Annotated in this window: 23 protein-coding genes; 15 read left to right on the forward strand and 8 right to left on the reverse strand. The window is 60.5% G+C overall.

From position 1 onward, the window contains the following. Window positions 1–783 (forward strand): porin (locus L901_RS00005; RefSeq protein ID WP_059752320.1); only part of this gene is annotated, 783 nt, incomplete at its 5' end. Window positions 784–1,109: 326 nt separating this feature from the next. Here the strand turns inward: L901_RS00005 and L901_RS00010 are convergent. Further along, on the reverse strand, window positions 1,110–3,182 hold the full coding sequence (locus L901_RS00010; protein WP_059753131.1) for a lytic transglycosylase domain-containing protein: 2,073 nt from the start codon (window positions 3,180–3,182) through the stop codon (window positions 1,110–1,112). Window positions 3,183–3,544: 362 nt separating this feature from the next. Here L901_RS00010 and dapA point away from each other — a divergent pair, with 362 nt between their 5' ends. Both dapA and smpB read left to right on the forward strand, forming a co-directional pair. After that, window positions 3,545–4,429, forward strand: coding sequence for a 4-hydroxy-tetrahydrodipicolinate synthase (gene dapA, locus L901_RS00015; RefSeq protein WP_003524121.1), 885 nt, complete (start codon window positions 3,545–3,547; stop codon window positions 4,427–4,429). A gap of 161 nt (window positions 4,430–4,590) precedes the next feature. Then, entirely contained in the window at window positions 4,591–5,073 is a 483-nt protein-coding gene (gene smpB / locus L901_RS00020; protein ID WP_003524122.1) for an SsrA-binding protein SmpB, read from the forward strand. A gap of 194 nt (window positions 5,074–5,267) precedes the next feature. Here the strand turns inward: smpB and L901_RS00025 are convergent, their stop codons facing one another. Both L901_RS00025 and L901_RS00030 read right to left on the reverse strand, forming a co-directional pair. Further along, window positions 5,268–6,767, reverse strand: a complete 1,500-nt coding sequence (locus L901_RS00025; RefSeq protein ID WP_059752323.1) for a methyl-accepting chemotaxis protein — start codon at window positions 6,765–6,767, stop codon at window positions 5,268–5,270. 217 nt (window positions 6,768–6,984) lie between these two features. After that, window positions 6,985–7,554: an NYN domain-containing protein gene (locus L901_RS00030; protein ID WP_003521125.1), complete on the reverse strand. Its 570-nt coding sequence runs from the start codon at window positions 7,552–7,554 to the stop codon at window positions 6,985–6,987. A gap of 392 nt (window positions 7,555–7,946) precedes the next feature. Here L901_RS00030 and rpoZ point away from each other — a divergent pair, with 392 nt between their 5' ends. Together rpoZ and L901_RS00040 are read left to right on the forward strand one after the other, a co-directional pair. After that, complete coding sequence (rpoZ, locus tag L901_RS00035; protein ID WP_035262680.1) at window positions 7,947–8,339, forward strand: DNA-directed RNA polymerase subunit omega; 393 nt, start codon at window positions 7,947–7,949, stop codon at window positions 8,337–8,339. Between the two features lie 132 nt (window positions 8,340–8,471). After that, on the forward strand, window positions 8,472–10,706 hold the full coding sequence (locus tag L901_RS00040; protein WP_003521127.1) for a bifunctional (p)ppGpp synthetase/guanosine-3',5'-bis(diphosphate) 3'-pyrophosphohydrolase: 2,235 nt from the start codon (window positions 8,472–8,474) through the stop codon (window positions 10,704–10,706). 25 nt (window positions 10,707–10,731) lie between these two features. Here L901_RS00040 and L901_RS27290 read toward each other — a convergent pair whose 3' ends face one another. Further along, window positions 10,732–10,905 carry a hypothetical protein gene (locus L901_RS27290; protein ID WP_162935896.1) on the reverse strand — a complete coding sequence of 58 codons (174 nt, stop codon included), beginning with the start codon at window positions 10,903–10,905 and terminating at the stop codon, window positions 10,732–10,734. Here L901_RS27290 and L901_RS25825 point away from each other — a divergent pair. From L901_RS25825 to recO, 9 genes are all read left to right on the forward strand, one after another. Beyond that, window positions 10,904–11,050, forward strand: coding sequence for a hypothetical protein (locus tag L901_RS25825; protein WP_003496944.1), 147 nt, complete (start codon window positions 10,904–10,906; stop codon window positions 11,048–11,050). The two genes, L901_RS27290 and L901_RS25825, sit on opposite strands and share 2 nt — an antisense overlap. A gap of 448 nt (window positions 11,051–11,498) precedes the next feature. Then, window positions 11,499–12,077 carry a DUF2062 domain-containing protein gene (locus tag L901_RS00045; RefSeq protein WP_003521128.1) on the forward strand — a complete coding sequence of 193 codons (579 nt, stop codon included), beginning with the start codon at window positions 11,499–11,501 and terminating at the stop codon, window positions 12,075–12,077. Next, window positions 12,074–12,478, forward strand: a complete 405-nt coding sequence (acpS, locus tag L901_RS00050) for a holo-ACP synthase (protein WP_003521129.1) — start codon at window positions 12,074–12,076, stop codon at window positions 12,476–12,478. Before L901_RS00045 ends, acpS begins: the two co-directional genes overlap by 4 nt. A gap of 208 nt (window positions 12,479–12,686) precedes the next feature. Beyond that, window positions 12,687–13,433, forward strand: a complete 747-nt coding sequence (lepB, locus tag L901_RS00055) for a signal peptidase I (RefSeq protein ID WP_003496938.1) — start codon at window positions 12,687–12,689, stop codon at window positions 13,431–13,433. Then, window positions 13,430–14,149: a ribonuclease III gene (rnc, locus tag L901_RS00060; RefSeq protein WP_035218055.1), complete on the forward strand. Its 720-nt coding sequence runs from the start codon at window positions 13,430–13,432 to the stop codon at window positions 14,147–14,149. The genes lepB and rnc overlap by 4 nt, the downstream gene beginning before the upstream one ends. Before the next feature lie 77 nt (window positions 14,150–14,226). Next, on the forward strand, window positions 14,227–15,177 hold the full coding sequence (gene era, locus L901_RS00065; protein WP_035262674.1) for a GTPase Era: 951 nt from the start codon (window positions 14,227–14,229) through the stop codon (window positions 15,175–15,177). Between the two features lie 260 nt (window positions 15,178–15,437). Beyond that, window positions 15,438–16,190, forward strand: a complete 753-nt coding sequence (locus tag L901_RS00070) for a Crp/Fnr family transcriptional regulator (RefSeq protein WP_035262671.1) — start codon at window positions 15,438–15,440, stop codon at window positions 16,188–16,190. 138 nt (window positions 16,191–16,328) lie between these two features. Next, window positions 16,329–16,706, forward strand: coding sequence for a response regulator (locus tag L901_RS00075; RefSeq protein WP_059752326.1), 378 nt, complete (start codon window positions 16,329–16,331; stop codon window positions 16,704–16,706). A gap of 69 nt (window positions 16,707–16,775) precedes the next feature. Next, window positions 16,776–17,555 carry a DNA repair protein RecO gene (recO, locus tag L901_RS00080; RefSeq protein WP_003521134.1) on the forward strand — a complete coding sequence of 260 codons (780 nt, stop codon included), beginning with the start codon at window positions 16,776–16,778 and terminating at the stop codon, window positions 17,553–17,555. Here the strand turns inward: recO and L901_RS00085 are convergent, their stop codons facing one another. Beyond that, on the reverse strand, window positions 17,556–18,770 hold the full coding sequence (locus L901_RS00085; protein ID WP_059752330.1) for an MFS transporter: 1,215 nt from the start codon (window positions 18,768–18,770) through the stop codon (window positions 17,556–17,558). It lies immediately after the preceding gene. Between the two features lie 182 nt (window positions 18,771–18,952). Between L901_RS00085 and L901_RS00090 the strand changes: the two genes are divergently transcribed. Then, window positions 18,953–19,687, forward strand: a complete 735-nt coding sequence (locus L901_RS00090) for a class I SAM-dependent methyltransferase (protein WP_059753134.1) — start codon at window positions 18,953–18,955, stop codon at window positions 19,685–19,687. A gap of 119 nt (window positions 19,688–19,806) precedes the next feature. Here the strand turns inward: L901_RS00090 and L901_RS00095 are convergent, their stop codons facing one another. The 3 genes from L901_RS00095 to L901_RS00105 are packed head-to-tail and all read right to left on the reverse strand — an operon-like array spanning window position 19,807 to window position 24,073. Continuing rightward, window positions 19,807–20,649: an MOSC domain-containing protein gene (locus L901_RS00095; protein ID WP_059752332.1), complete on the reverse strand. Its 843-nt coding sequence runs from the start codon at window positions 20,647–20,649 to the stop codon at window positions 19,807–19,809. An 11-nt stretch (window positions 20,650–20,660) separates the two neighbouring features. After that, complete coding sequence (locus L901_RS00100) at window positions 20,661–21,305, reverse strand: HD domain-containing protein (RefSeq protein ID WP_059752335.1); 645 nt, start codon at window positions 21,303–21,305, stop codon at window positions 20,661–20,663. Then, the gene (locus L901_RS00105) at window positions 21,302–24,073 is read right to left on the reverse strand and encodes a DUF2339 domain-containing protein (RefSeq protein ID WP_059752338.1); all 2,772 of its coding nucleotides are present in this window, start codon (window positions 24,071–24,073) and stop codon (window positions 21,302–21,304) included. Before L901_RS00105 ends, L901_RS00100 begins: the two co-directional genes overlap by 4 nt. Window positions 24,074–24,078 lie beyond the last annotated feature (5 nt).

Consider the following 24,078-nt stretch of genomic DNA (forward strand, 5'->3'; position numbering starts at 1 on the left):
ACCGAGCTCGGCGCTCTGCGCGGCTACATTGGTCTGCGTGGTCAGGCTAACAACGACTCCAGCCGTGGCGTCAACGTCGACCAGGCGTTCATCGAACTCGGCGGCCTGAAGGTCGGTTACATGTACACCTGGTGGGATGACGATCTCTCCGGCGAAACCGATATCCTGTCTTCGAACACCACCCGTGGCAACGCTCTGCGTTACACCTACGACGCTGGTTCGTTCTACGCAGGTATCAGCGTTGAAGAACTGGATGCCGGCCGTGATGTTTCCAACATCTCCGCTGAAATCACAAAGGGCGGTTCGTTCGAAGGCCCGAACAACGTTGGCGTAAGCGGTATCATCGGCGCCAAGTTCGGTGCAGTCACTGCTAACCTGCTCGGCTCTTACGACACCGACCAGGAAAACGGCGCAATCCGCGCTATCGTGTATGCTGACATCGGTCCCGGCACCTTCGGCCTCTCCGGCGTTTGGGCTTCTGGCGCAAACTACTACTACGAAGAATCCGAATGGGCAGTTGCTGCTGAATACGCAATCAAGGCAACTGACAAGCTGACCATCACCCCTGCTGCTCAGTACCTCGGCACGATCGACATCGCTCCTGACAACGACTTCACTGGCGACCGCGATGCATGGCGCGCTGGTGTAACGGTTGACTACAAGATCACCCAGGGTCTGGATGCCAAGGTTGCTGTTAACTACCAGGACGTCGACGGCACCGATGGTGTTAACGGCGCTGGCGACAGCTGGACCGGTTTCGTTCGCCTTCAGCGCACGTTCTAATCTGATCTGACATTGTCAGTGATGGAAACCCCGGCAGAAATGCCGGGGTTTTTCTTTTGGAAGACTAGCTGGGACTATAGGTCGTCGGACACCGCGTCGGCTTTGAAGCATAGACCAGCCGGCCTCTTGCTTATCGGCAAATCTTCCCAAGCCGTCGGTGTCATTCCTGGGCTTGTCCCAGTGATCCAATCACGTCGCATGAAATCTAATGCAGCTGCTCGGGACAGGCTCGAGCATGATGCAAGGGAACTTTAGGCTTCGCAACGGTCTGGAGCGCTCGCCGGCCAGTGCTTGAATGCTCCGCTCGTCAGCCGGGGAATCCGGCTTTACCCCGCACGCCCATGGCGCAGGTCGTCAACGATATCGGCCTGTTGCCCGAGCCTCGTCTTGTAGACCTGATAATTCTCCATCACCCGCTGCACGTAATTGCGGGTTTCGGGGAAGGGGATGCGCTCGATCCAGTCGACCACCTCGTCGATCGGCTTGCCACGCGGGTCGCCATAGCGGGCGATCCATTCCGGCACGCGCTTTGGCCCGGCATTATAGGCAATGAAGGTGAGGATATAGGAGCCGCCAAAGCTGTCGATCTGCTCGCCGAGATAATGCGCGCCGAGCGTGGCGTTATAGCCGGCATCGGTGGTCAGCCGTGCCTGGGTGTAGGGCAGGCCATGGCGTCCGGCCACGCCCTTGGCGGTTCCGGGCAGCAGTTGCAGCAGGCCGCGCGCATTGGCGGCGGAGACGGCGGCCGGGTTGAAGGCGCTTTCCTGCCGGGCAATCGCGTAAGCAAGCGCCTTGCCGGAGCCGGCAATATTGGCGCTGGCGGGAATGACGCCGAGCGGATAGGCGAGTGCGGCCGCATCGATGCCGCGACTGAAAGCCGTCTTGCCGATTTGCAGCGAGACCTGATGATTGCCGTTGCCCTCCGCCCTTGCCGCCAGAATGGCAAGTTCGCCGGGACTGTCGAGCTGTTCGGCTAGGGACCGGTAAAGGCTGTCGGCCCGCCAGCCGTAACCGGCGGCCTCCAGCCGGTCGATGGCACGCACGGCTTCGCGGCCGGCGAAACGTTCACGGTCGCCGCTGCTGGGGCTCGGATAGGTGACATTCAGTGTCTTGGCGCCGATTCGCGCGGCTGCGAGTTGGCCATAGAATGTGCCGGGGTGGGCAGCCGCTTTGGTGAAGAAATCACGGGCATCCCCCGGTCCGCCCGCTTCCGCCGCCCGCCCGAGCCAATAATAGGCGCGCGACGCCGAAAGCGGCCGGTTCGAAGTTTGAAGCAGCGTGTTGAAGTGACGTGAAGCCGTGGCGGGATCGCGCAGCGCTCTTAGCGCATACCAGCCGGCATGGAATTCCGCATCGGCGGTATCGACGGCGGAGGTGGCCGAATGATTGGCGACGATGCGATAGGCCTCGGCGAAATCGCCGAGATCGGCGACGCCGCGCGCGATGATGCGCCGCTCGTTCCACCATTCGCCCGGATTGATGAGCTTGGCCGCTTCCTTCGGCGCCTGCCGCAAAAGCACGGCGGCTTCGGGATATTTCTGCTGGTTGCGCAGGTTTTCCACCCGCGCGAAAAGATAGGCGGGGTCGCTGCGCCAGGAGGCGTCGACCTTGCCGAGCAGCGCAGTCGCAGTAGTGGATCGCTGCAACACGGCCGCCCAGGCATTGTAAAGCGACTGCGCCTTGCCGAGATCGCCGAAACGTTTCGCCTGGCCGATGCGGCTGCGATACATCAGATAATCCATGCGCGCCTTATGATCGGCGGGCGTCAGATAGGTGGGAAACTCGGCAAGAACACGGTCTTCCATGTCCTTGTCCATGCCTTCGCTCACCCAGAGCTGGCGAATGAGGCGCTGCGATTCCACCGCCTTGCCGGAGGAAGCGAGCGCTTTGGCGAGCACCACGCTGCCTTCCGCGGTCTCCGGCCGGCTATTGCCGAAGGCGGCAAGCACCTGCGACGCCGGCGGATCTTCGCGGTAAAGCGCTTTTTCGGAATTGGCGCGCAGGGTGGCAGCACCCGGCCAGCCGGAGAGCTCGCGCTGGGCGGCGGCGATTTCGGCGGAGGCGACGTCCTTCTGGCCGGAAACGGCGATAGCCCAGGTGAGGATATGGCGGTCGAGACTGCCGGTCGGCATGGTGTTGCGCAACGCAATCGCCCGCGCCGCATCGCGGCTGGAAAGCGCGTCGAGACCGGCCTTCAACTGGCTTGTATCGTCGGGGCGGTCGAGGCGCGGTATGGCGCCGGTGATCTCGGGCGAGGCCGGCATGAAGGCCGGAACGGTCGGTGCATTCGGCTTGACATAGGGAAGCGGCGCCGCACCTTCCGGCAGCGGCCCGGCCAATGCGTTCCAAACGGTTGCGGCAAGGCCCGCCGCCATCAATCCCCAGACTGTCTTTTTCATGCCGTTCTTCATCGTGTAACGGAGTTGCCGACTTTCTTGTAATATCATTTCATTGCAGCGGGATTGCCGAAAACGGTCTGATGTCCCACCCGGAAATCTTGGGATTTCAGGCTTAATGAAATGTTAATCGCCGCCCTGCAATTCAATCAACTTTTATTCACCGTCCCGCGAGCGGCGTCTCATTTCGACGCCTGCTTTTTATGCTTGCCGATTGCAGCCCGGAGACTGTCACACTTCCGACAATTTCGGACAAAATACCCTGCCTTTGCGCTTGTCGGCGCCAAGGGCTGGCACTAATGTGTGCCGGTTTTAACCATCGAATGCGGCCGAAGCATGAACCGGCTCGGCGCCAGGAGCTTTGCATGTTCAAGGGATCAATTCCCGCCCTCATTACCCCGTTCACGGACAATGGCGCCGTGGACGAACAGGCATTTGCCGCCCATGTGGAATGGCAGATCGCCGAAGGCAGCAACGGACTTGTGCCGGTGGGCACGACGGGGGAATCTCCAACCCTCTCCCACGACGAGCACAAACGTGTCGTTGAGCTGTGCATCGAGGTAGCGGCGAAACGGGTTCCGGTCATTGCGGGCGCTGGCTCCAACAATACCGATGAGGCGATCGAGCTTGCGCTGCACGCGCAGGAAGCCGGCGCGGATGCGCTGCTGGTGGTCACCCCTTATTACAACAAGCCGACCCAGAAGGGCCTGTTCGCGCATTTTTCCGCCGTTGCCGAAGCGGTGAAGCTGCCGATCGTCATCTACAATATCCCGCCGCGCTCGGTGGTGGATATGTCGCCGGAAACCATGGGCGCACTGGTCAAGGCGCACAGGAACATCGTCGGCGTCAAGGATGCGACCGGCAAGATCGACCGCGTTTCCGAGCAGCGCATTTCCTGCGGCAAGGACTTCATCCAGCTTTCGGGTGAGGATGGCACGGCGCTCGGTTTCAACGCCCATGGCGGCGTCGGCTGCATTTCCGTCACTGCCAATGTCGCGCCGCGCCTCTGTTCGGAGTTCCAGGCGGCGATGCTCGCCGGCGATTATGCCAAGGCGCTGGACTATCAGGATCGCCTGATGCCGCTGCACAAGGCGATCTTCATGGAGCCCGGCGTCTGCGGCACCAAATATGCGCTGTCTAAGACGCGCGGCGGCAACCGTCGGGTCCGCTCGCCCTTGATGAGCACGCTGGAACCGGCGACGGAAGCGGCCATCGACGCGGCGCTGAAGCACGCCGGCCTGATGAACTGAGACAGGCCTGAAAGCGTTTAAGGCGCGCCATGAACCGCTTCGCAACAGAAGCCGTTCGGCGCGCCTTTTCTTTTCGCGGCGACAACATTAAATAGGGGTTCGAAAACCGCTCTCGGCGGTAAGCCGAAGGCGCAATAAGAAAAACAAGGGATTGAAATATCATGGCCCCCAAAGGCAGCCAGCGCGTGGTGAACAAGATCGTTGCGGAAAACCGCAAGGCTCGTTTCAACTACGAAATCATCGACACCTATGAGGCAGGGCTCGTGCTGACCGGCACCGAGGTCAAGTCGCTGCGCGAAGGCAAGGCGAATATCGCCGAATCCTACGCATCGGACGAGGGCGATGAAATCTGGCTCATCAATTCCCACCTGCCGGAATATCTGCAGGCCAACCGCTTCAACCACGAGCCGCGCCGCCGCCGCAAGTTGCTTTTGAGCAAGCGCGAGATCAACCGCCTGCGCGCCGGCATCAACCGTGAAGGCATGACGCTGGTGCCCTTGAAGATCTATTTCAACGACAGGGGCCGTGCGAAGCTGGAGCTGGCGCTCGCCAAGGGCAAGAAGCTGCACGACAAGCGCGAGACGGAGAAGGAACGCGACTGGAACCGGCAGAAATCGCGGTTGCTGAAGGGTGGCAACGCCTGAGCGGCAGGAGATTTCGCGGCGTAGAGGGTAGCGGCCTTTCGCCACTTGTTCTTCCGTCATGCCGGACTTGATCCGGCATCCAGCCACGGCGCGTCTGCGCCGTGGAAAGAGTCCTTTCAGCCCAAGGACTTGGGCTGGCTGGATCCCGGCGCAAGGCCGGGATGACGGGAGTGTGTTGCTGCCCGCTGCGCCCGTCACGCCGCCCGGTATGTCCGCTCCACATGCGCCTTCGTCGTCGAAACGCTGAACCGGCTGACAAGCGCCGCCAGATTGGCGCTGACATCGCTCAGATTATGCGTTGCCGCATTCGTCTCTTCCACCATGGCCGCATTCTTCTGGGTCAGGTTGTCCATGCTGTTGATGGCGGCATTGATTTCCTGAATGCCGACGGACTGTTCCTGCGCCGCCTTGGTTAGCGAGGCGATATGTTCCTGGATGTGATCCACCTTGTTGCCGATCGTATTCAAGGATTCGCCCGTCTTGTTGACCAGCGAAACACCCTGCATCACGTCTTCGGAAGACTTGGCGATCAGCGTCTTGATTTCCTTAGCGGCGGTGGCGGAGCGCTGTGCGAGTTCACGCACTTCCTGGGCGACGACGGCGAACCCCTTGCCGGCCTCGCCGGCGCGCGCGGCTTCCACACCTGCATTCAGCGCCAGAAGGTTGGTCTGGAAGGAAATCTCATCGATGACGGAGATGATCTGGGTGATCTTCTGCGATGAGTCCTCGATGGCTCCCATTGCTTTCACCGCTTCCGTCACCACATCGCGCGAGCGCGCGGCTTCAACGGCCGAGCTTTCGACGATGGTCTTGGCCTCTTCGGAACGCTGCGCCGACAATTTGGAAATGGTGGTGATTTCCTCGACGGCGGCGGCGGTTTCCTCAAGGGCAGCGGCCTGCTGCTCCGTGCGGCGGGCCATGTCGTCGGTCGCGGAAGTCAGTTCGCGCGTATTGCCGGAAATCTTGTTCGCCTCTTCGACGATCTGCGCAAATGCGCCGGAGAGATTGCCGACCGCAGCGTTGAAATTGGCGACCAGCCCTTCGAATTGCGGTGCGGTCTTTTCGCCGATGCTGGAAGTGAGGTCGCCATTGGCCAGCCTGTCGAGGGCGCTGTTGAGCAGTGCGAGAACGTGCTCCTGTTCCTTCTTCATCTGCGCCTGTTCGGCTTCCACCTTCTGCCGCTCGGCGGCCAGCACGTCGAGATAGACGGAGATCGAATAATCCATGTCGAGAAGGGCGGCCTTGATGGTGGCCGACAGGGCGTCCTTCACCTTCTTGGCCTTCTTCTCCATGAAAAAGCCCTTCAACTCGGACTCGATCAGGGCCTTGACGATGCCGTCGAGCATCAGCGCATAACCGCCGATGTACCATCTCGGTTCCAGCCCCAGTCTCGCATGGGTGCGGCCGATGGCGGTTACGGCATCGGTATAATCCGCGTTGAATGTGCCGGAAGCGATCCTTGCCCAGTGTTTGAGCTGCATGCCCTTGGCGTGCTGCACATGCACGTCGTTGGCGAAGAATTTCGCCGTCTCCGGCACTGAGCGAACCTTCGCGTAAAAACGATCCAGAGACGCATCGAGAGAGCCGGTGATGACGCCCTTCATGTCTGAAAGATTTTGCCGTTGCTCGTGGCCGAGCCCCAGAAAATTCAGTCTTTCATCGAGCTGTCGGTCGGTTTTTGTCTGGCCATGCATGTCTAGTCATCCTGCTTTGACACCCAAATCACGTCGCTGGTGCCGTTGCGTGATTTAGACACGTCTAAAATTAACCAAGATATAATTTCGATTGGCCGGATTTGACGGTTGTTAATTCCAAAGGGAATTTTTGCCCTGCCGACAGGGTGTCAAACAAAAACGCGCCCGTCTTTGCGACGGGCGCGTTTCCGAAATATCAGCGATGAGAAAGCCGGGATCAGATCGTTTCCGGGCTTTCGGCGTGCCGGGCAGGGCGCTCGTTCGGGTCGCGCCCGATCTCGGCCTTCAGCGTCATCAGATCGATGAAGTGATCGGCCTGGCGACGCAGGTCGTCGGCGATCATGGCGGGCTGCGTGGCCATGGTGGAAACCACGGAAACCTTGCGGCCCTTGCGCTGCAGCGCATCTACCAGCGTGGTGAAATCGCCGTCGCCGGAGAAGAGCACCAGATGATCCACCGTCTCGGACTGTTCCATGGCATCGACTGCCAGTTCGATATCCATGTTGCCCTTGATCTTGCGGCGGCCGAGAGCGTCGGTGAATTCCTTCGCCGGCTTCGTCACGACCTTGTAGCCGTTATAATCCAGCCAGTCGATCAGCGGGCGGATCGAGGAATATTCCTGATCCTCGATGAGCGCGGTGTAATAATAGGCGCGCAGCAGGTATCCACGCTTTTGAAACGCCTTCAGGAGCTTGCGGTAGTCGATATCGAATCCCAGGCTTTTCGATGCTGCATAAAGATTGGCTCCGTCTATGAAGAGCGCAATTTTCTCCCGTGGATCGAACATTCCATCCCATTCCTTTTTTTGGAAAGGCCATTATCTGGCTTTTATATCCGGTCGATAACGCAAAAAAACATGTCGTATCAACGAGCTTTGCGTATCGCCGTTGCGTTTTAAGTAAGCTACCTTCCCCCTTATTCCAAGACAATTCTTCTAGACATTTTGTTCATCAGACGCCAAAGGTGGGCAATAAGGTGCCAAAAGACGCCAAAGACAGGAAAAACTTGAATTCCGCGGCCAATGGCTGTATCGGAAGCTGGAAAGCATCGTCGCGAGAAATCTTGAATGTTTTTCGCAAGGCACGAAGCGCAGATTCAATAGGTTAGAGCAACCCTTGTGCACCCCGAACATCGCACGGCGCTCTGATCCACGACATTACGACCCGCAAAGGACAGGCAATGGCCCGCGTCACAGTTGAAGATTGCATTGATAAAGTAGACAACCGTTTTGAGCTGGTGCTTCTCGCCAGCCACCGTGCGCGCCAGATTTCTCAAGGGTCCTCCATCACGGTTGACCGAGACAACGACAAGAACCCGGTTGTGGCGCTGCGCGAAATCGCCGACGAGACGCTGTCTCCCGACGATCTGAAGGAAGACCTGATCCATTCGCTGCAGAAGCATGTGGAAGTGGACGAGCCCGAGCCCGATCCGGTCACGCTCGCCGCCTCCGCCATTGCCGATGGCGAAGAAGACGACCAGCCGGAAACCGTTACTTTCGACCAGATGTCGGAAGAAGAACTGCTGGCCGGTATCGAAGGCCTTGTGCCGCCGGAAAAAAATGACGACTATTGATAGGATTTTATGATGCCTTTGGCAGGCGGCGGTTACCGTCTGTCAATAGTTGCCGTCATAATCTGATCCCTATTGATGCAGCATTGTGCGCCGACCCTCAGGTTGGCGCGCTTTCTTTTTGTGGAATATCGCATGATGCGGCAATACGAACTCGTTGAGCGGGTTCAAAAATATAAACCGGATGCGAATGAGGCCCTGCTGAACAAGGCCTATGTTTACGCCATGCAGAAACACGGCCAGCAGAAGCGGGCCAATGGCGACCCCTATATTTCGCATCCGCTCGAAGTTGCCGCGATCCTCACCGAAATGCATCTCGACGAATCGACCATCGCGGTGGCGCTGCTACACGATACGATCGAGGATACCACCGCCACCCGCGCCGAAATCGACGAGTTGTTCGGCGAGGATATTGGTAGGCTGGTGGAGGGGCTGACCAAGCTCAAGAAGCTCGACCTCGTTACCCGCAAGGCCAAGCAGGCCGAAAACCTGCGCAAGCTGCTGCTCGCGATTTCCGATGACGTGCGCGTCCTTCTGGTGAAGCTCGCCGACCGCCTGCACAACATGCGCACCATGGAATATATGCCGGCCGACAAGCGCAGCCGCATTTCCGAAGAAACCATGGAAATCTATGCGCCGCTCGCCGGCCGCATGGGCATGCAGGATATGCGCGACGAGCTGGAGGACCTGTCCTTCCGTTATCTCAACCCGGAAGCCTATGAGACGGTGACCAACCGTCTTCAGGAGCTGGAAACGCGCAATGAAGGGCTGATCAAGAAGATCGAGGACGAGTTGCGCGAGCTTCTCGTGGCGAACGGCCTCATCGGGGCCAATGTCAAAGGGCGGCAGAAAAAGCCCTATTCGGTGTTCCGCAAGATGCAGTCGAAGTCGCTCTCTTTCGAGCAGCTTTCCGATGTCTACGGTTTCCGCATTCTGGTCGACGACATTCCCTCCTGCTACCGGGCGCTGGGCATCGTGCACACCCGCTGGCGCGTGGTGCCGGGCCGCTTCAAGGATTACATCTCCACGCCGAAGCAGAACGACTATCGCTCCATCCACACCACCATCGTCGGCCCATCGCGCCAGCGTATCGAGCTGCAGATCCGCACCAAGCGCATGCATGAGATCGCCGAATTCGGCATCGCCGCCCATGCGCTTTACAAGGATGGCGAAAACGGGGAGGGCGATCTGCTCTCGCCGGAGAGCAACGCCTATTCCTGGCTGCGCCACACCATCGAATCGCTGGCCGAAGGCGACAGCCCGGAAGAATTCCTCGAGCACACCAAGCTCGAGCTTTTCCAGGACCAGGTGTTCTGCTTCACGCCCAAGGGCAAGCTGATTGCGCTGCCGCGCGGCGCGACGCCCATCGATTTCGCCTATGCCGTTCACACCAATATCGGTGACACCACCGTTGGCGCGAAGATCAACGGGCGTATCATGCCGCTCGTCACCCGCCTGAACAACGGCGACGAGGTGGAGATTATCCGCTCCGGCGTGCAGGTGCCGCCCGCCGCATGGGAAGAGGTGGTGGTGACGGGCAAAGCCCGCTCGGCCATCCGCCGCGCCACCCGCATGGCCATCCGCAAGCAATATTCTGGCCTCGGTTATCGCATTCTGGAGCGCACCTTCGAGCGCGCCGGCAAGGCCTTTTCGCGGGAAGCGCTGAAGCCCGTACTGCATCGTCTGGCGCAGAAGGATGTGGAAGACGCCATTGCCGCCGTCGGTCGCGGCGAGGTCTCCTCGCTGGATGTGTTGCGGGCGGTCTATCCGGATTATCAGGATGAGCGCGTGACGGTGAAGATGACCGGCGACGATGGCTGGTTCAACATGCGCAGCGCTTCCGGCATGGTCTTCAAGATCCCCGGCAAGTCGCGCTCCGTTCTCGAGGACGATGGTGCGGCCGAGATGCTGGATGGACCAGACCCGCTGCCCATCCGTGGCCTTTCCGGCAATGTCGACGTGCATTTCGGTGCCGCCGGCGCGGTTCCGGGTGACCGCATCGTCGGCATCATGGAAAAGGGCAAGGGCATCACCATCTATCCGATTCAGGCGCCGGCGCTGCAACGCTTCGATGACGAGCCGGAGCGCTGGATCGATGTGCGCTGGGATCTCGATGAGGCGAACAAGTCGCGCTTCATGGCGCGGGTGATGATCAATGCGCTGAACGAGCCGGGCACGCTCGCTTCGGTGGCGCAGTCGATCGCCACGCTCGACGTCAATATTCGCGGCCTCAACATGGTCCGCATCGGCACGGATTTCTCCGAGCTGGCGCTGGATGTCGAAGTCTGGGATCTCAGGCAGCTGAACCAGCTTCTGTCGCAGCTCAAGGATCTCGATTGCGTCTCGACCGTGACGCGTGCCTTCGATTGAGGCATTTTTGATCCTTTACAATCACTCAAAGGCCGCTGTTATGCATTGAATGCATGGCAGCGGCCTTTTCCTGTCTCTGGTGGTGGAGGCGGTTTGCGACTATTTTCTTCTCAGAAATTGAAGAGAAGGAAACGCGGCGTGCCGGTGGATGAACACCGATGAGAAACGCCAGTTCCAAACCGAAAGGACCGAAAATCATGTTTACTCCGCTTCGCAAGATCGCCCGCGCCGTTCGTGGCAAGACCACCCAGGAACGCGAATTCGAATATCTCAGCGGCTCGGTATCGAATGTCGATCTGGAATTCCGCCAGCGCGAAATCGACCGCGGCCTGTTCCGCCGGTAATGCACTCAGCGCATGGCAGCCCATCGCCATGCGTATGAGACTCGGAGGGTGCGCGGCCGTTGTTGGCACGCTCGCCCCTGTATCTTGCAAATTATGTGAATGCGCGCTTCAAGCGGTTGTCCACTGCTGTCCGGTCTAAATGACAGGACACGTTGCTTTTGAAGCGAAGTTGACGGCGAGAGGGTGCGTATTTCCCCGACGTCATCCTTGGGCTTGTCCCAAGAATCTAATCACGTCGAATTAAATCAATCGGTTGCAGATCCTCGGGACAAGCCCGAGGATGACGTCAGAGTGTCCGGCAAGGTTCGTATTAATCTGGTGACGCCGCGCAGTATCGGTGGAATGCCAGCTCAAGGCCGGAATGACGGAAGAAAATACGCCTGTAAAAGATCTCCGCGCCGTTTAGGATGCTCTTGGCGCGGCCGGGGCGATGAAATAGACTGCCCCCATGCCGTTTCGCCGCCGTGAACCCGTTGGTTTTTCAGAGAAGATTCGCGACCTCTTCTGGCCGCGCACGGGTTTTTCCCGTTCGTTGCGCTATATGAAGCTGCGCCTTCTGCGGCTTTCCGCTTCTCCGCATTCGGTTGCCGCCGGTGTCGCTCTCGGTGTCGGCGTGGCGTGGACGCCGTTTCTCGGCGTACATATCATCATCGCCATGGCGCTCGGTTTTCTCATGCGCGTCAATCTCGTGGCGGCGGCGCTTGGCACCACCTTTGCCAATCCGCTGACATTTCCGTTCATCTGGGCATCCACCTGGGAACTGGGGCATTTCATCCTCGGCCGGCAGAAGACGGAAAGCGCTGCGCATGTGGATTTCGTGGCGCTGTTCAGCCATCTCGAATTCCGGCAGATATGGACGCCGGTGCTGGAACCCATGACCATCGGCGCGTTTTTCCCCGCCCTTGTCAGCGCGGTCATCGCCTATATCGCCGTCTATGGTCTCATCAGCGGTTTCCAGCGCCGCAAGATGGAAAATCTCGCGCATCGCGCCGCCAACAAGAATGCTTCTCTGGAGATGTTGAAATGATCATTGGATTGGGCAGCGACCTGATCGACATCCGCCGCGTTGAAAAGTCGATCGAACGTTTCGGCGAGCGCTTCACCCATCGCTGTTTCACCGATATCGAGCGCGCCAAGTCCGATGGCCGCAAGAACCGCGCCGCTTCCTATGCCAAGCGTTTCGCCGCCAAGGAAGCCTGTTCCAAGGCGCTGGGGACCGGCCTTGCGAACGGCGTTTTCTGGAAGGATATGGGCGTCGTCAATCTGCCGGGCGGCAAGCCGACCATGGTGTTGACCAATGGGGCAGGGGAAAGGCTGGCGGCGCTGCTGCCCGCCGGCCACCGCGCCAATATTCACCTGACGATCACGGACGATTTTCCTTACGCTCAGGCATTTGTGATTATCGAGGCGCTTCCCGTGAACGGGTAAGACCCGGTGAAGCCGCATTGGCGTCCTATTTGCGGACGTGTCACAGAAGCGCTTCCCTTCGGGCTGGAAAGGTTCTAGAGAAGTCGCAGAAATATGAAAGCGTTGCTGGCTGCGTGAAACCGCTTCACCCGCCGCAGGCGCGACAAACAACGGCCCGGAAGCCTTCGTGAAGCCGAAGAAGCCGGGAAACAATCAGGCAGGTCTTTAAGTGTCGGAAAAAGCTGAAAAGAAGCAGAACGCCCTCTGGGAGAACGTCAAGGTCATCATTCAGGCGCTGCTGCTGGCCATGGTCATCCGCACCGTGCTGTTTCAGCCCTTCACGATCCCGTCCGGCTCGATGATGCCGACGCTTCTGGTTGGCGACTATCTTTTCGTCAACAAGTTCTCCTACGGCTATTCGAAATATTCGCTGCCCTTTTCGCCGAACCTGTTTTCGGGCCGCATTCTCGAATTCAGCAAGCCGAAGCGCGGCGATGTCGTGGTCTTTCGCCTGCCGCCCAATCCTGAAGTCGATTACATCAAGCGTCTCGTCGGCTTGCCGGGCGACCGCATCCAGGTGACGAACGGCGTGCTGTTCATCAACGGCCAGCCGGTGCCGAAGCAGCCCGATGGCACCTTCACTTCCGATTACCGCGCCGATCCGGGCGCTAACGTGCCTGTCTTCCGCGAAACGCTCGACAATGGCGTCACCTACGACACGCTCGATCAATCGCCCGACTCGCGCGGCGACAACACCCGCGAATTCGTGGTGCCGGAAGGCCATTATTTCATGATGGGCGACAATCGCGACAATTCGCTCGATAGCCGTTTCGACGTCGGTTTCGTACCGGAAGAAAACCTGATCGGCCGCGCCAGCGTCATCTTCTTCTCGCTGGGCAATGACACGCCGTTCAGCCGCATTTGGGAATGGCCGGCCAACATGCGTTGGGACCGCCTCTTCAAGGTTGTGGAATGAGCAAGACCAAGCCGCTTTCGGCGGACGAGATTTCCCGTCTGGAAGCGTTGATCGGATATGAGTTCAAGGAAAAGGCCCGGCTCGACCGGGCCTTGACCCATGCCAGCGCCCGCTCGGCGGCGGCCGGCAATTACGAGCGGCTGGAATTTCTAGGCGATCGTGTTCTCGGTCTCTGCGTCGCCGAATTGCTGTTCTCCACCTTCCGCAACGCCACCGAAGGCGAGCTTTCGGTTCGTCTGAACCAGCTCGTCAGCGCCGAATCCTGCGCCGCGATCGGCGACGAGATGGGCCTGCATAATTTCATCCGCACCGGCTCGGATGTGAAGAAGCTGACCGGCAAGGCGATGCTGAACGTCCGCGCCGATGTGGTCGAAAGCCTGATCGCCACCATCTATCTGGATGGCGGGCTGGAAGCATCGCGCAAATTCATTCTGAAATACTGGCAGGGCCGCGCCACCAGCGTGGATGCCGGGCGGCGCGACGCCAAGACCGAGTTGCAGGAATGGGCGCATGCCAGATTTGCGACCACGCCCTCTTACCGGGTTGACGATCGCTCCGGACCGGATCACGATCCCCGCTTTACGGTGACTGTCGAAATTCCCGGCGTGAAGCCGGAAACCGGCGTCGAGCGCTCCAAGCGCGCGGCCGAGCAGGTGGCGGCAACAAGATTGCTGGAACGCGAAGGCGTCTGGCAGAAGACCTCCACCCGGAACTGAGCGCCCGGCGAACCGGGTGCTGAACATCGAGCGCATGGCGGACCCTTTGGCCGCATGTTGAATACCTCTGACCTTGAATGGATATCATGACCGATCACGAAAACCCCGCCATGACTGGCGAAGATGCAACCCTTCCGACCCGCTCCGGCTTTGTCGCCCTCATCGGCCCCACAAATGCCGGCAAGTCGACGCTGGTGAACCGTCTGGTGGGCGCCAAGGTTTCGATCGTCAGCCACAAGGTGCAGACGACGCGCGCTGTGATGCGCGGCATCGCCATTCACGACAATGCCCAGATCGTTTTCATGGACACGCCCGGCATCTTCAAGCCGCGCCGCCGGCTGGACCGCGCCATGGTCACCTCCGCCTGGGGCGGCGCGAAGGACGCAGACCTCATCCTGCTGCTGATCGACAGCGAACGCGGCCTGAAGGGCGATGCGGAAACCATCCTCGAAGGTCTGAAGGATGTTCCGCAGAAGAAAATCCTCTGCCTCAACAAGATCGATCAGGTAAAGCGCGAAGACCTGCTGAAGCTCGCCGCCGCCGCCAATGAGACGGTCGCCTTCGACCGCACCTTCATGATCTCGGCGACCAACGGTTCGGGCTGCGAGGACCTGATGAACTATCTGGCTGCCGAGCTGCCGGAAGGCCCGTGGTATTATCCGGAAGACCAGATTTCCGATCTGCCGATGCGCCAGCTCGCCGCCGAAATCACCCGCGAAAAACTGTTCCTGCGCTTGCATCAGGAGCTTCCCTACGCCTCACACGTCGAAACCGAAAAGTGGGAAGAACGCAAGGACGGCTCCGTGCGCATCGAGCAGGTGATCTATGTCGAGCGCGACAGCCAGAAGAAGATCGCACTCGGCAAGAACGGCGATGCGATCAAGGCCATCTCCACCGCCTCGCGCAAGGAGCTGTCGGAAATCCTCGAGCAGCCGGTGCATCTCTTCCTGTTCGTCAAGGTGCGCGAGAACTGGGGCGACGACCCCGAGCGCTTCCGTGAAATGGGACTGGAGTTCCCGCGGGGCTAGTTACCAGGCATCCTACCTCATCCCTGTGCCTGTCACAGGGATCCAGCCAACCCAAGTCCTTGGGCTGGAAAGACTCTCTCGCCGCGCAGACGCGCGTCGGCTGGATTCCTGTGATGAGCACAGGAATGAGGGAGAGTGGGGGAAACGGAGCGACGCACAAAGCACGAACTGAATATCTTCACTCACCATCGGGAACCGAATACGTTCGGGCGGGTTGTTCCAAAACAATTGGGCGCAACCTTTTTCGATGACGGATATTCATGTCGCCAAAAAAACCGAACGGAATTTCCACCACCCCGTGCCAGCAATGTCCCCTGCGCGACCTGCCGCATTTCCGGGATTTTTCCTCTTCCGAACTGGATTTCGTCTCGCGTTTCAAGACGGGGGAACTTGCGGTGGAGAGCGGCTCCGTCATCCTGATGGAAGGCTCGCACAGCGCCCATCTTTACACCGTTTTGCAGGGCTGGGCTTTCCGTTACAAGACGCTGGAGGACGGCCGGCGGCAAATCCTCAACTATGTCATGCCCGGCGATCTCGTCGGTCTGCAGGGCACGGTGATGGGGGAAATGCAGCATTCGGTGGAAGCTCTGTCGCCGGTGACGCTCTGCGTCTTCGAGCGCTCCCGCCTCAACAACCTCTTCACCGATCATCCGACGCTTGCCTATGACCTCACCTGGATCGCGGCGAGCGAGGAACGCATGCTCGACAGTCACCTCCTCAGCATCGGCCGCCGCACCGCGCTGGAACGCGCCGCCTATCTGATCGCGTTTCTCTATCGCAAGGCGAAAGCGGTCAATCTCATCCCCGGCGAAACACCGATCCCGGTCACCCAGCAACACGTTGCCGACACGCTTGGCCTGTCCATCGTTCACACCAACAAGACCTTGAGAAAGCTCGTCGATCGCGGTCTCATCCGCTGGACGGACAAGGGCTGTCTGGTGCTTGACGATGCCGGCTTGACCAACGTGGCGGGCTGGGAAAGCGATGAAAAGCGGCAAAGACCCTTCATCTGATCTTCCTTTGACATGTCTTTTTTAAATGACGGTGGAGCCGTAATTTGCGACTCCTGTCGTGATATCTCACGGGAGAATCATGTCGGAAACCGCAGCTTCGAGCCGTGCGGTCGTCTTTTTTTGGGAAGAAGAAAACATATGGTGCCACAACGGGTTATCATCGTTGAGGATGAATATCTGGTGGCGCTCGATGTCGAAGCGGTTCTCCAGTCCATGGGGGTGGAATCCGTCGCCATCGCCACCACGCTTGCGCAGGCGAGGCAGGCCGTCGAAGAGGATGGCGCCGATTGCGTGCTTCTCGATGTCAGCCTCACCGACGGCAAGAGCTACGATTTCGCGCGCGGGCTGCGCGATGCGGGCATTCCCTTCGGTTTCGTCAGCGGTTATGGCGACACGACGGGTTTTCCGGAAGATCTCATGCACGCGCCGTTGCTCGGCAAACCCTTCGGGGAAAACGAAATTATCGATTTCGTTCTCAACCTCGTCGGCGCGGTCGACGATACCGTAAAAGAATAACGTTTTGCCGCCAGATCGGGTATGATCGGGCCTGAATCGAAATCCTGAATCGAAATTCGGACGCGTTTCATGCAGTGGCAGGAAGAGGCAATCATTCTCGGCGTCAAACGCCATGGCGAGACGAGTGTCATCGCCGAGGTGATGACCCCTTCGCGTGGCCGCCATCTGGGGCTGGTGCGTTCCGGCCGTTCCCGCAGCATGCAGCCCGTGCTTCAGGCGGGCAACCGGGTGGATGTCATCTGGCGGGCGCGCCTTCACGATCATCTGGGTGAATTCCGCATTGAGCCGCTGCAATTGCGCGCTGCGCAGCTGATGGAAACGGCGACCGCCGTTTATGGCGTACAGGCCATGGGCGCTCTGCTCAGGCTTCTGCCGGAGCGCGATCCGCACCCGCATCTCTATCAGGCGCTGGATATCATTCTCGACAATCTGCATGACCCCGTCGATGCCGGGGAATTGTTCGTGCGCTTCGAACTGGCGGTGCTGAACGAACTCGGTTTCGGGCTCGATCTTACCGAATGCGCGGCGACGGGGCTGCGCACCGATCTCATCTATGTATCGCCGAAAACGGGCAGGGCGGTTTGCCGCACGGCAGGTGCGCCCTATGCGGAGCGGATGCTGTCGCTTCCGGCTTTCTTAAGCGAAGGCCAGTCGAAGGCCGCCGATCCTGACAGCCTCGCGGCGGCTTTCCGCCTCACCGCTCATTTCCTCAACCGGCATGTCTACGATCCGCGTGGCCTCAACGAAAACGCCGCCCGCGACGGTTTCGTGCAGGCGGCGCTGAAGGCGCTTGAGCGCAGGGCGACGGAGGGCAGGGCGATGCCGCCCGCCCTCGATAAGGCTGTCTGACTAGGCCATTGCAGGCCGCGGAGCCGGTCGCTCCTGAATGGGCCAATGCACGATGGCCGCGAAAATCCCCATGCCGACGCCCAGCCACCAGACGAGATCATAGGAACCCAGCCTGTCGTAAAGGAAGCCGCCGAGCCAGACGCCGAGGAATGAGCCGATCTGGTGCGACAGGAATACGACGCCGCCGAGCATGCCGAGATGGCGCGTGCCGAACATGATCGCCACCAGCGCATTGGTCGGCGGCACGGTGGAAAGCCAGAGGATGCCCATCACGGCCGCAAAGATGATGACCGAAAGCGGCGATTGCGGCAGAAGCAGGAAAGCGGTGACGGCAACCGAACGGGCGAGATAGATATAGGCTAGCAGATAGGGCTTCGAATAACGCTGGGCGATGACGCCGGCGGCAAGCGACCCGATGATGTTGAAGAAGCCGATCAGCGCCATGGCGATGACGGCGTAGCGCGGTTCGATGCCGATATCGCCGAGATAGGCCGGGAAATGCGCGGTGATGAAGGCCACCTGAAAACCGCAGACGAAAAAGCCCGTGGTCAAAAGCAGGTAGCTTTTATGGCCGAGCGCTTCTCTCAGCGCCTCGCCCGCCGTCTGCTGGAACTGCGCCTGCGACTGGCTGCCGGAAGAGGAATTGCCGCGCATCGGAAAGGCGAGCAGCGGCACGAGCATCATCATCGCGGCAAGCCAGACGAGGCTATCCGACCAGCCATAGGTGGAAATCAGGCCCTGGCTGATCGGCGCAAACAGGAACATGCCGGCTGAGCCCGCCGCCGTGCCGATGCCGAAGGCGAGCGAACGCTGCTGCGGCGTGACATGGCGTGCAAAGGCCGAAAGGATGACGCTGAAGGAACCGGCGGCGATGCCGAGCCCGACCAGCACGCCGCCGCCGAAATGCAGCCAGAAGGGTGAGGTGCCGAAGGACATGCAGATGAGGCCGGCGGCATAAAGCAGGCCGGAAAGCACGAGTACGCGGCCGGTGCCGTATTTATCGGCGATGGCGCCGAAGAAGGGCTGGCCGAGCCCCCAGAAGAGGTTCTGCAGAGCCATGGCGAGACCGAAGGTGGAGCGGTCCCAGCCGGTATCGGCGAGCATCGGCAGCTGGAAAAAGCCCATGGCCGAACGGGGCCCGAAGGTCATGACCGCGATCAGCGACCCGGCGGCGATAATCAGCCAGGGCATGGTCTGGCGTGTGGCTTGCGACATGAATATTCCCCCATCGCGGCGCCTCACCCCCAAAAAAAGAGGGGCATGGCTTGCCGCGGATTCCGCTACGATGGGATGAATATTATCTTTTGTCAGCCGGTCCCACTAGCGACTTTTCTTGACGGCCACTATTCATGCCATTGATGGAACGCCCTCGCATGCCGGCCACCGGAGAGACGACGATGAAACAGAATATCTACGACGATCCCGGGTTTTTCGAGCGTTACAGCGCCATGCCGCGCTCCGTGGAAGGTCTGCGTCAGGCCGGCGAGTGGCATGAATTGCGCGCCATGCTGCCGGGCCTGAAAGGCACGGAGTTTCTTGATCTCGGCTGTGGTTTCGGCTGGCATTGTCGTTATGCCGCAGAGCAGGGGGCGGCCCATATCGTTGGCGTCGATCTGTCGGAGAATATGCTGCGCCGCGCCGCCGAGATAAATGGCGGGCCCGGCATCGAATACCGTCGCGCCGCTATCGAAGACATCGATTTTCCGCAGGAAAGTTTCGATGTGGTGCTGAGTTCTCTCGCCCTGCATTACGTCCGCGATCTCGACATGGCATTCGAAAAGATTTTCGCCGTGCTGAAATCCGGCGGCGATTTCATCTTTTCCATCGAACATCCCGTTTTCACGGCGCTGGAAAAACAGGACTGGTTTTATGGCGAGGATGGCGAAATCCTGCACTGGCCGCTCGATAATTATCAAAGCGAGGGCGTGCGCCATTCCAACTGGATGGCGGACGATGTGGTCAAATATCACCGCACGGTGTCAGGCATTCTCAACGGTCTCCTGGCCGCCGGATTCGTTTTGAAGCGGCTGGCGGAACCGAGGCCGGATCCCGCTTTGATGGCCGAGCGGCCGGAACTCAGGCACGAAGATCGCCGCCCGATTTTCCTGATCGTCGGGGCGCGCAAGCCGTGAGGCGATGAACCCTCCGTGTACTCATTCCTGTGACGAGCACAGGAATGAGGGAGAGAGGTGCGCCAGCCTATGAAACTTTTCGCCGTGGGCTGTGGGTTCGGTTTGACCGAACCAGTCGCTTACCGACGCTTGATCGCCCAGCCCTCCGGCCTTTCCTCGATCACCTTCGCCACATCACCGACGGACAGCCTGCCTTCGCCGCGCGGCGTCACGTTCCAGCCGAACAGCGGGCCGGGCACGCGCCGGTCTCCGGACATGCGGATGCGGCCCATGGCCTTCATGGGGGAGGGCACATCGCGGGAGCCGGTCGTCTGGTCCTGCGTGGTCATGATGCAACGGGCGCAGGGTTTGACGAGATCGAAGCGAATGCCGCCGATCTCGATGGCCGCCCAGCGGTCCTCGGCCCATGGCTCGTCCGTATCAAGCACGATATTGGGCCGGAAGCGCTCCATGCCGACCGCGTCCTCGCCATTGGCGCGCATATTGTCGTTCAGCGCGGCAAGCGAGGCGGTGGTGGTGACGAGGATCTGGTAACCGTCCGCAAAGGTGACGGGCGTTTCGTTGCCGGTCCATTCGAGGCTTGCAATGCGTTTGGAGGCGTCGTCGAAGAACACCAGCTTCACCTCGCGCCCCAGCCATGCCGAGAGCGTATCGTTGGTCTCACCATCGGCGATATTGGCGCTGACGATCGATTTCCACACCGCCACATCCATGCGCTCCCCGGAAGGCCTTGCGAGAACCTCGCCGCCCTTTTCCCGAGAAAGCGCCATGCCGCCATCCTCGTGCCGCGCCAGAACTGCGGCGATGGCCGGCAATTCGCGCTGGGTGATGAAATGGCCGGTGGGATCGATGAGCATGGCGCGACGGTCGCCCGGCAGGCCTTCTGCCGAAACAGTGCTTTCGGAGAGGGGAATGCCGCGCGCGCTTTTCAGCGGATAGATGTTGAGTTCGGTCACACGCATCTCGGGTCTCCTCAAATCTCGTCGAGAAACAGGTCCAGCACCTGTTTCAGCCGCTCATGGCGGGCCTTGGCCATCTGCCGGCCCGTCTCGGTGCGAAAGCCGTCGGCCAGCTTGAACAGCTTGGTTTCGAAATGGTCGATGGCAAAGGCGCGGTCGTCAAGCGGCCGCTCCTTCGCCAGCGGGTCGACCGGGTCGTAGAGAGCCGAGCCCATTCGTCCGGCAATATAAAAGCAGCGCGCCGCCCCCACCATACCGATGGCGTCCAGCCGGTCGGCGTCCTGAAGGATTTTTGCCTCCAGCGTTTGCGGCTCGATATTGGCGGAAAAGCTGTGGGTGGTGATGGCATGGGCGGCGGCGTCGATATCGCTGCGTCGCCAGCCAAGGGCTTCAAGAATGCCCGAGGCTTTTTCCGCCGCGAGCCGTGAGGCCTGCGCGCGGAGCGGCGAGTTCTTCTCCACCGCCACGCAATCATGCAACAGCACGCTGGCGGCCAGCACGGTGCCATCGCCGCCTTCGCCCGCATGGATGCGCATGGCGTTGCGGAAGACGCGGTGAATATGGGCAAGATCATGCGAGCCGTCGCCCGTATCGGCGGCGTGCGGTATCAAATCCTGCGCAAGCGCCGCATAGGGCGCGAAAGCCTCGGCCGCGATCATGCCTGCGGCTTCCGGGTGAGGATTTTCTGGTAGAACAGGCCGATGCCGATCAGCACTGCGCCGAGACCGATGAAGGACAGTGCCCTGAGCACGCCTTCGAGATTGCTCATGTCGATCAGGAAGGCCTTGGCAACCGAGATCAGCACGAAGGCGGCCGATGCAAGACGCAGGCTGCGGGCATTGAAGCGCGAGCCGAGCACGAGCAGCAACACGCCGATCAGCAGCCAGACCACCGAATAGCTATAGGTCTCGCCCTGCAGGAAGCCCTTCCAGTCGGCGATGTTTTCGCCCTGCCAGAAACGGCGCACCGAAAGCGTGGCCCAGGCAAAGCCGAGTGCGGCGCCAGCCACCGTCAGCATGCTGACATAGGGCGGCGGACGTTTTCCGCGCGCATAATAGGCAAGGCCGCCATAGGCGAGCGCCGGCAACAGGTAACCGATCAGCAGCAGGTTGAGGAACGGAATGCTGCCGGTATTTTCGCCGGTGAAATAGGGGTTGAGTGTGAAGAAATGCATCGTCAGCACGTTGATGACGGCAATCACGCCAGCAATCATCGAGCCATAGCGGAAGACGGGGCTGGGGCTCTTGAGATCGAGCGTCATCAAGACACCCGAGAAGCCGATGGTCAGCAGCGTGTAGATCGACTGTTCGCCAAGCGTCGGCACGCTGTCATCCAGCGTGCCGCCATTCATCGCGTGGCGGATGAGGATGGCGACGGCGAGAAGGCCCATGACGCTGGCAATCGCCTGCAGGAAGTTCTTCGCCCTGACCCCCGGCCAGTCGCGCAGCAGCCATGCCGAGGCGACGGCCAGCAGTGCGGGAATGCCGTAACCCGGCAGAAGCGCGTTGAAGACCGGCGTGAGCCCAAGATTTTGCGGCCCGACAATGGTGGGTTCCCAGGCGATGCGGCCGAGAACGGCAACGCTTGCCACCGCCATCACCCAGGGCAGCACATCCCAGTTGCGGTAACGTGTCGCGAGCACATAAACGAAACCGATGACGGAGAGCAGCACGGTCGTTGCAAGCCCCTGCGTCAGCGTGTGCAGGCAAAGCGCGAAGGCGGCGAAGGAGCCGAGCACAAGGATGTTCAGCGGCTTGCGATAGGCCTCGTCGTTCTGCCGGTGCAGCCACTCGGCACCTGCAAGCAACACCAGCCCGAGGCCAAGGCCATAGGCGGCGTGCAGCCAGTCGCGGCCGAGATTGCCGTATTCGACAAAGCTTGCGGTGGCGAGCCAGACCGGGAAAATTGCTGCGATACCGGCCCAGAGCTGGCCGAAATCCGCATCGTCAGCGCCCTTGCGTTTCAGGAAGGAGAAGGCGCAGAGCACGAAGACGGCCCCAAGGCCGAGCGCCATGGCGATTTCCGCCGTGTAGCCGACTGACACGGGCGGAAGGGACACGGACGTATCGTTGATGAGGCCGATGAAGTCGGTGCCCTGCCGCGACATCAGCGACACGGCAGCCTGCGCACCGAGCGCTGCGATAATGGCTGGCCAGACCGCATAGTGGCGGGCGGCGCCAAGCGCCGCAAGGGCGGCGATGAGCGCTGAAACGATGAGCGCCGGATGGGTGTCGATACCGCCATCGGCAAACAGAAAACCGATGGCCAGCAGGATCACGGCCATCGAGACGGTGAGATTGAGGGCGAGCGACGGGCGCAACAGAAGCCGCAGGGCGCGGATGGCGCGCCGCTCGGGAGCGGCGGTTTCGACGGCCTCGGCAGGCGGCGTGTCGAATGTCTTTCCGGGCCAGAGGAATATGGTTCCCGCCAGCATGACGAGCAAGGCAAGCGTTGGCGGTTCGGCGCTGATCGTTTCGGAAAATCCGATATAGCCGAGCGTCCAGAGGCCGAGGCCGGCATTGGCGAGAGAGGGAACCACGGTCCAGCCCTGCCTGCGCACCGCGGCCGCTGTTGCCAGCCAGGAGATGGTGAGGAACACAAAGAGCGCCCAGATATTCGGCGTTTCGGTGGAAATCAGCGCCGGCGTCAACATGGAGCCGAGAAGGCCGAGACCGGCCAGCGCCTGCCCGTGCAGCAGCGAAAGCCCGATGGTGGCGAAGGCGACGAGCCCAAGCAGGCCAAAAGCCATGCCGGGGCCGATATAGTCGTAAATGCCATAGGCGGCGTAGACGACGCCGAACAGCGTCAAGGCGCCGGCCGCCGTCAGCACGCCCGGTATCATGGCGTTGGAATAGGTGGCGGCGATGCCCGGCACCGCCTTGCGGCGGACTGCCTCGCCGGCAAGTCCGAGGACGAGGCCGAAAATGGCGGCGAGCGACAGCCTGACCGCCGGGCTGAGCAGCCCCGATTCGATCGAATATTTGACGAGGAAAATACCGCCGAGCGCCAGCGCCAGGCCGCCTGCCCAGACGGCCCAGCGCGCGCCGAGCAGGCTTTCGAAGCTTTCCTTCGTTGCCGGTGCGGATGCCGTATCGCTCGCAGGAGCGGAAGGTGCTTCCTCGCGGACGGCGTCTTCCGCCTGCGCCATGGCGGCGGCTTCCTGCGGCTCGGAGGTGTATTCAGCTTGGAAGGCTGCGTCTTCCGCAGGCGTCCTGCTTTCCTCTTCCGTCTCGAAATCCGGTTTTGCCGTGGATTCCGCGCTCTCCGCCTGCGCCGCCACAGGCGACGTCACGCCCGCAGCCATCAGCCGCTTGAGACTGAGAACTTCCCGTTCCAGCGACTTGATTCGACTTGAATTGCGGATGCTCGCGACAAGCGTGTAGATGAAGGCCGCGACGAGGGCGAGGATAAACAGCGGGATTTCCAAACGGA

The sequence above is a fragment of the Agrobacterium sp. D14 genome (assembly GCF_001526505.1).
GTDB classification, from domain to species: domain Bacteria; phylum Pseudomonadota; class Alphaproteobacteria; order Rhizobiales; family Rhizobiaceae; genus Agrobacterium; species Agrobacterium leguminum.

Excerpts from the sequence above, each read along its gene's own strand:
- L901_RS00010 (WP_059753131.1), bottom strand. The coding sequence starts at position 3,182 with ATGAAAAAGACAGTCTGGGGATTGATGGCGGCGGGCCTTGCCGCAACC.
- dapA (WP_003524121.1), top strand. The coding sequence starts at position 3,545 with ATGTTCAAGGGATCAATTCCCGCCCTCATTACCCCGTTCACGGACAAT.
- smpB (WP_003524122.1), top strand. The coding sequence starts at position 4,591 with ATGGCCCCCAAAGGCAGCCAGCGCGTGGTGAACAAGATCGTTGCGGAA.
- L901_RS00025 (WP_059752323.1), bottom strand. The coding sequence starts at position 6,767 with ATGCATGGCCAGACAAAAACCGACCGACAGCTCGATGAAAGACTGAAT.
- L901_RS00030 (WP_003521125.1), bottom strand. The coding sequence starts at position 7,554 with ATGTTCGATCCACGGGAGAAAATTGCGCTCTTCATAGACGGAGCCAAT.
- rpoZ (WP_035262680.1), top strand. The coding sequence starts at position 7,947 with ATGGCCCGCGTCACAGTTGAAGATTGCATTGATAAAGTAGACAACCGT.
- L901_RS00040 (WP_003521127.1), top strand. The coding sequence starts at position 8,472 with ATGATGCGGCAATACGAACTCGTTGAGCGGGTTCAAAAATATAAACCG.
- L901_RS25825 (WP_003496944.1), top strand. The coding sequence starts at position 10,904 with ATGTTTACTCCGCTTCGCAAGATCGCCCGCGCCGTTCGTGGCAAGACC.
- L901_RS27290 (WP_162935896.1), bottom strand. The coding sequence starts at position 10,905 with ATGATTTTCGGTCCTTTCGGTTTGGAACTGGCGTTTCTCATCGGTGTT.
- L901_RS00045 (WP_003521128.1), top strand. The coding sequence starts at position 11,499 with ATGCCGTTTCGCCGCCGTGAACCCGTTGGTTTTTCAGAGAAGATTCGC.
- acpS (WP_003521129.1), top strand. The coding sequence starts at position 12,074 with ATGATCATTGGATTGGGCAGCGACCTGATCGACATCCGCCGCGTTGAA.
- rnc (WP_035218055.1), top strand. The coding sequence starts at position 13,430 with ATGAGCAAGACCAAGCCGCTTTCGGCGGACGAGATTTCCCGTCTGGAA.
- era (WP_035262674.1), top strand. The coding sequence starts at position 14,227 with ATGGATATCATGACCGATCACGAAAACCCCGCCATGACTGGCGAAGAT.
- L901_RS00070 (WP_035262671.1), top strand. The coding sequence starts at position 15,438 with ATGTCGCCAAAAAAACCGAACGGAATTTCCACCACCCCGTGCCAGCAA.
- L901_RS00075 (WP_059752326.1), top strand. The coding sequence starts at position 16,329 with ATGGTGCCACAACGGGTTATCATCGTTGAGGATGAATATCTGGTGGCG.
- recO (WP_003521134.1), top strand. The coding sequence starts at position 16,776 with ATGCAGTGGCAGGAAGAGGCAATCATTCTCGGCGTCAAACGCCATGGC.
- L901_RS00085 (WP_059752330.1), bottom strand. The coding sequence starts at position 18,770 with ATGTCGCAAGCCACACGCCAGACCATGCCCTGGCTGATTATCGCCGCC.
- L901_RS00090 (WP_059753134.1), top strand. The coding sequence starts at position 18,953 with ATGAAACAGAATATCTACGACGATCCCGGGTTTTTCGAGCGTTACAGC.
- L901_RS00095 (WP_059752332.1), bottom strand. The coding sequence starts at position 20,649 with ATGCGTGTGACCGAACTCAACATCTATCCGCTGAAAAGCGCGCGCGGC.
- L901_RS00100 (WP_059752335.1), bottom strand. The coding sequence starts at position 21,305 with ATGATCGCGGCCGAGGCTTTCGCGCCCTATGCGGCGCTTGCGCAGGAT.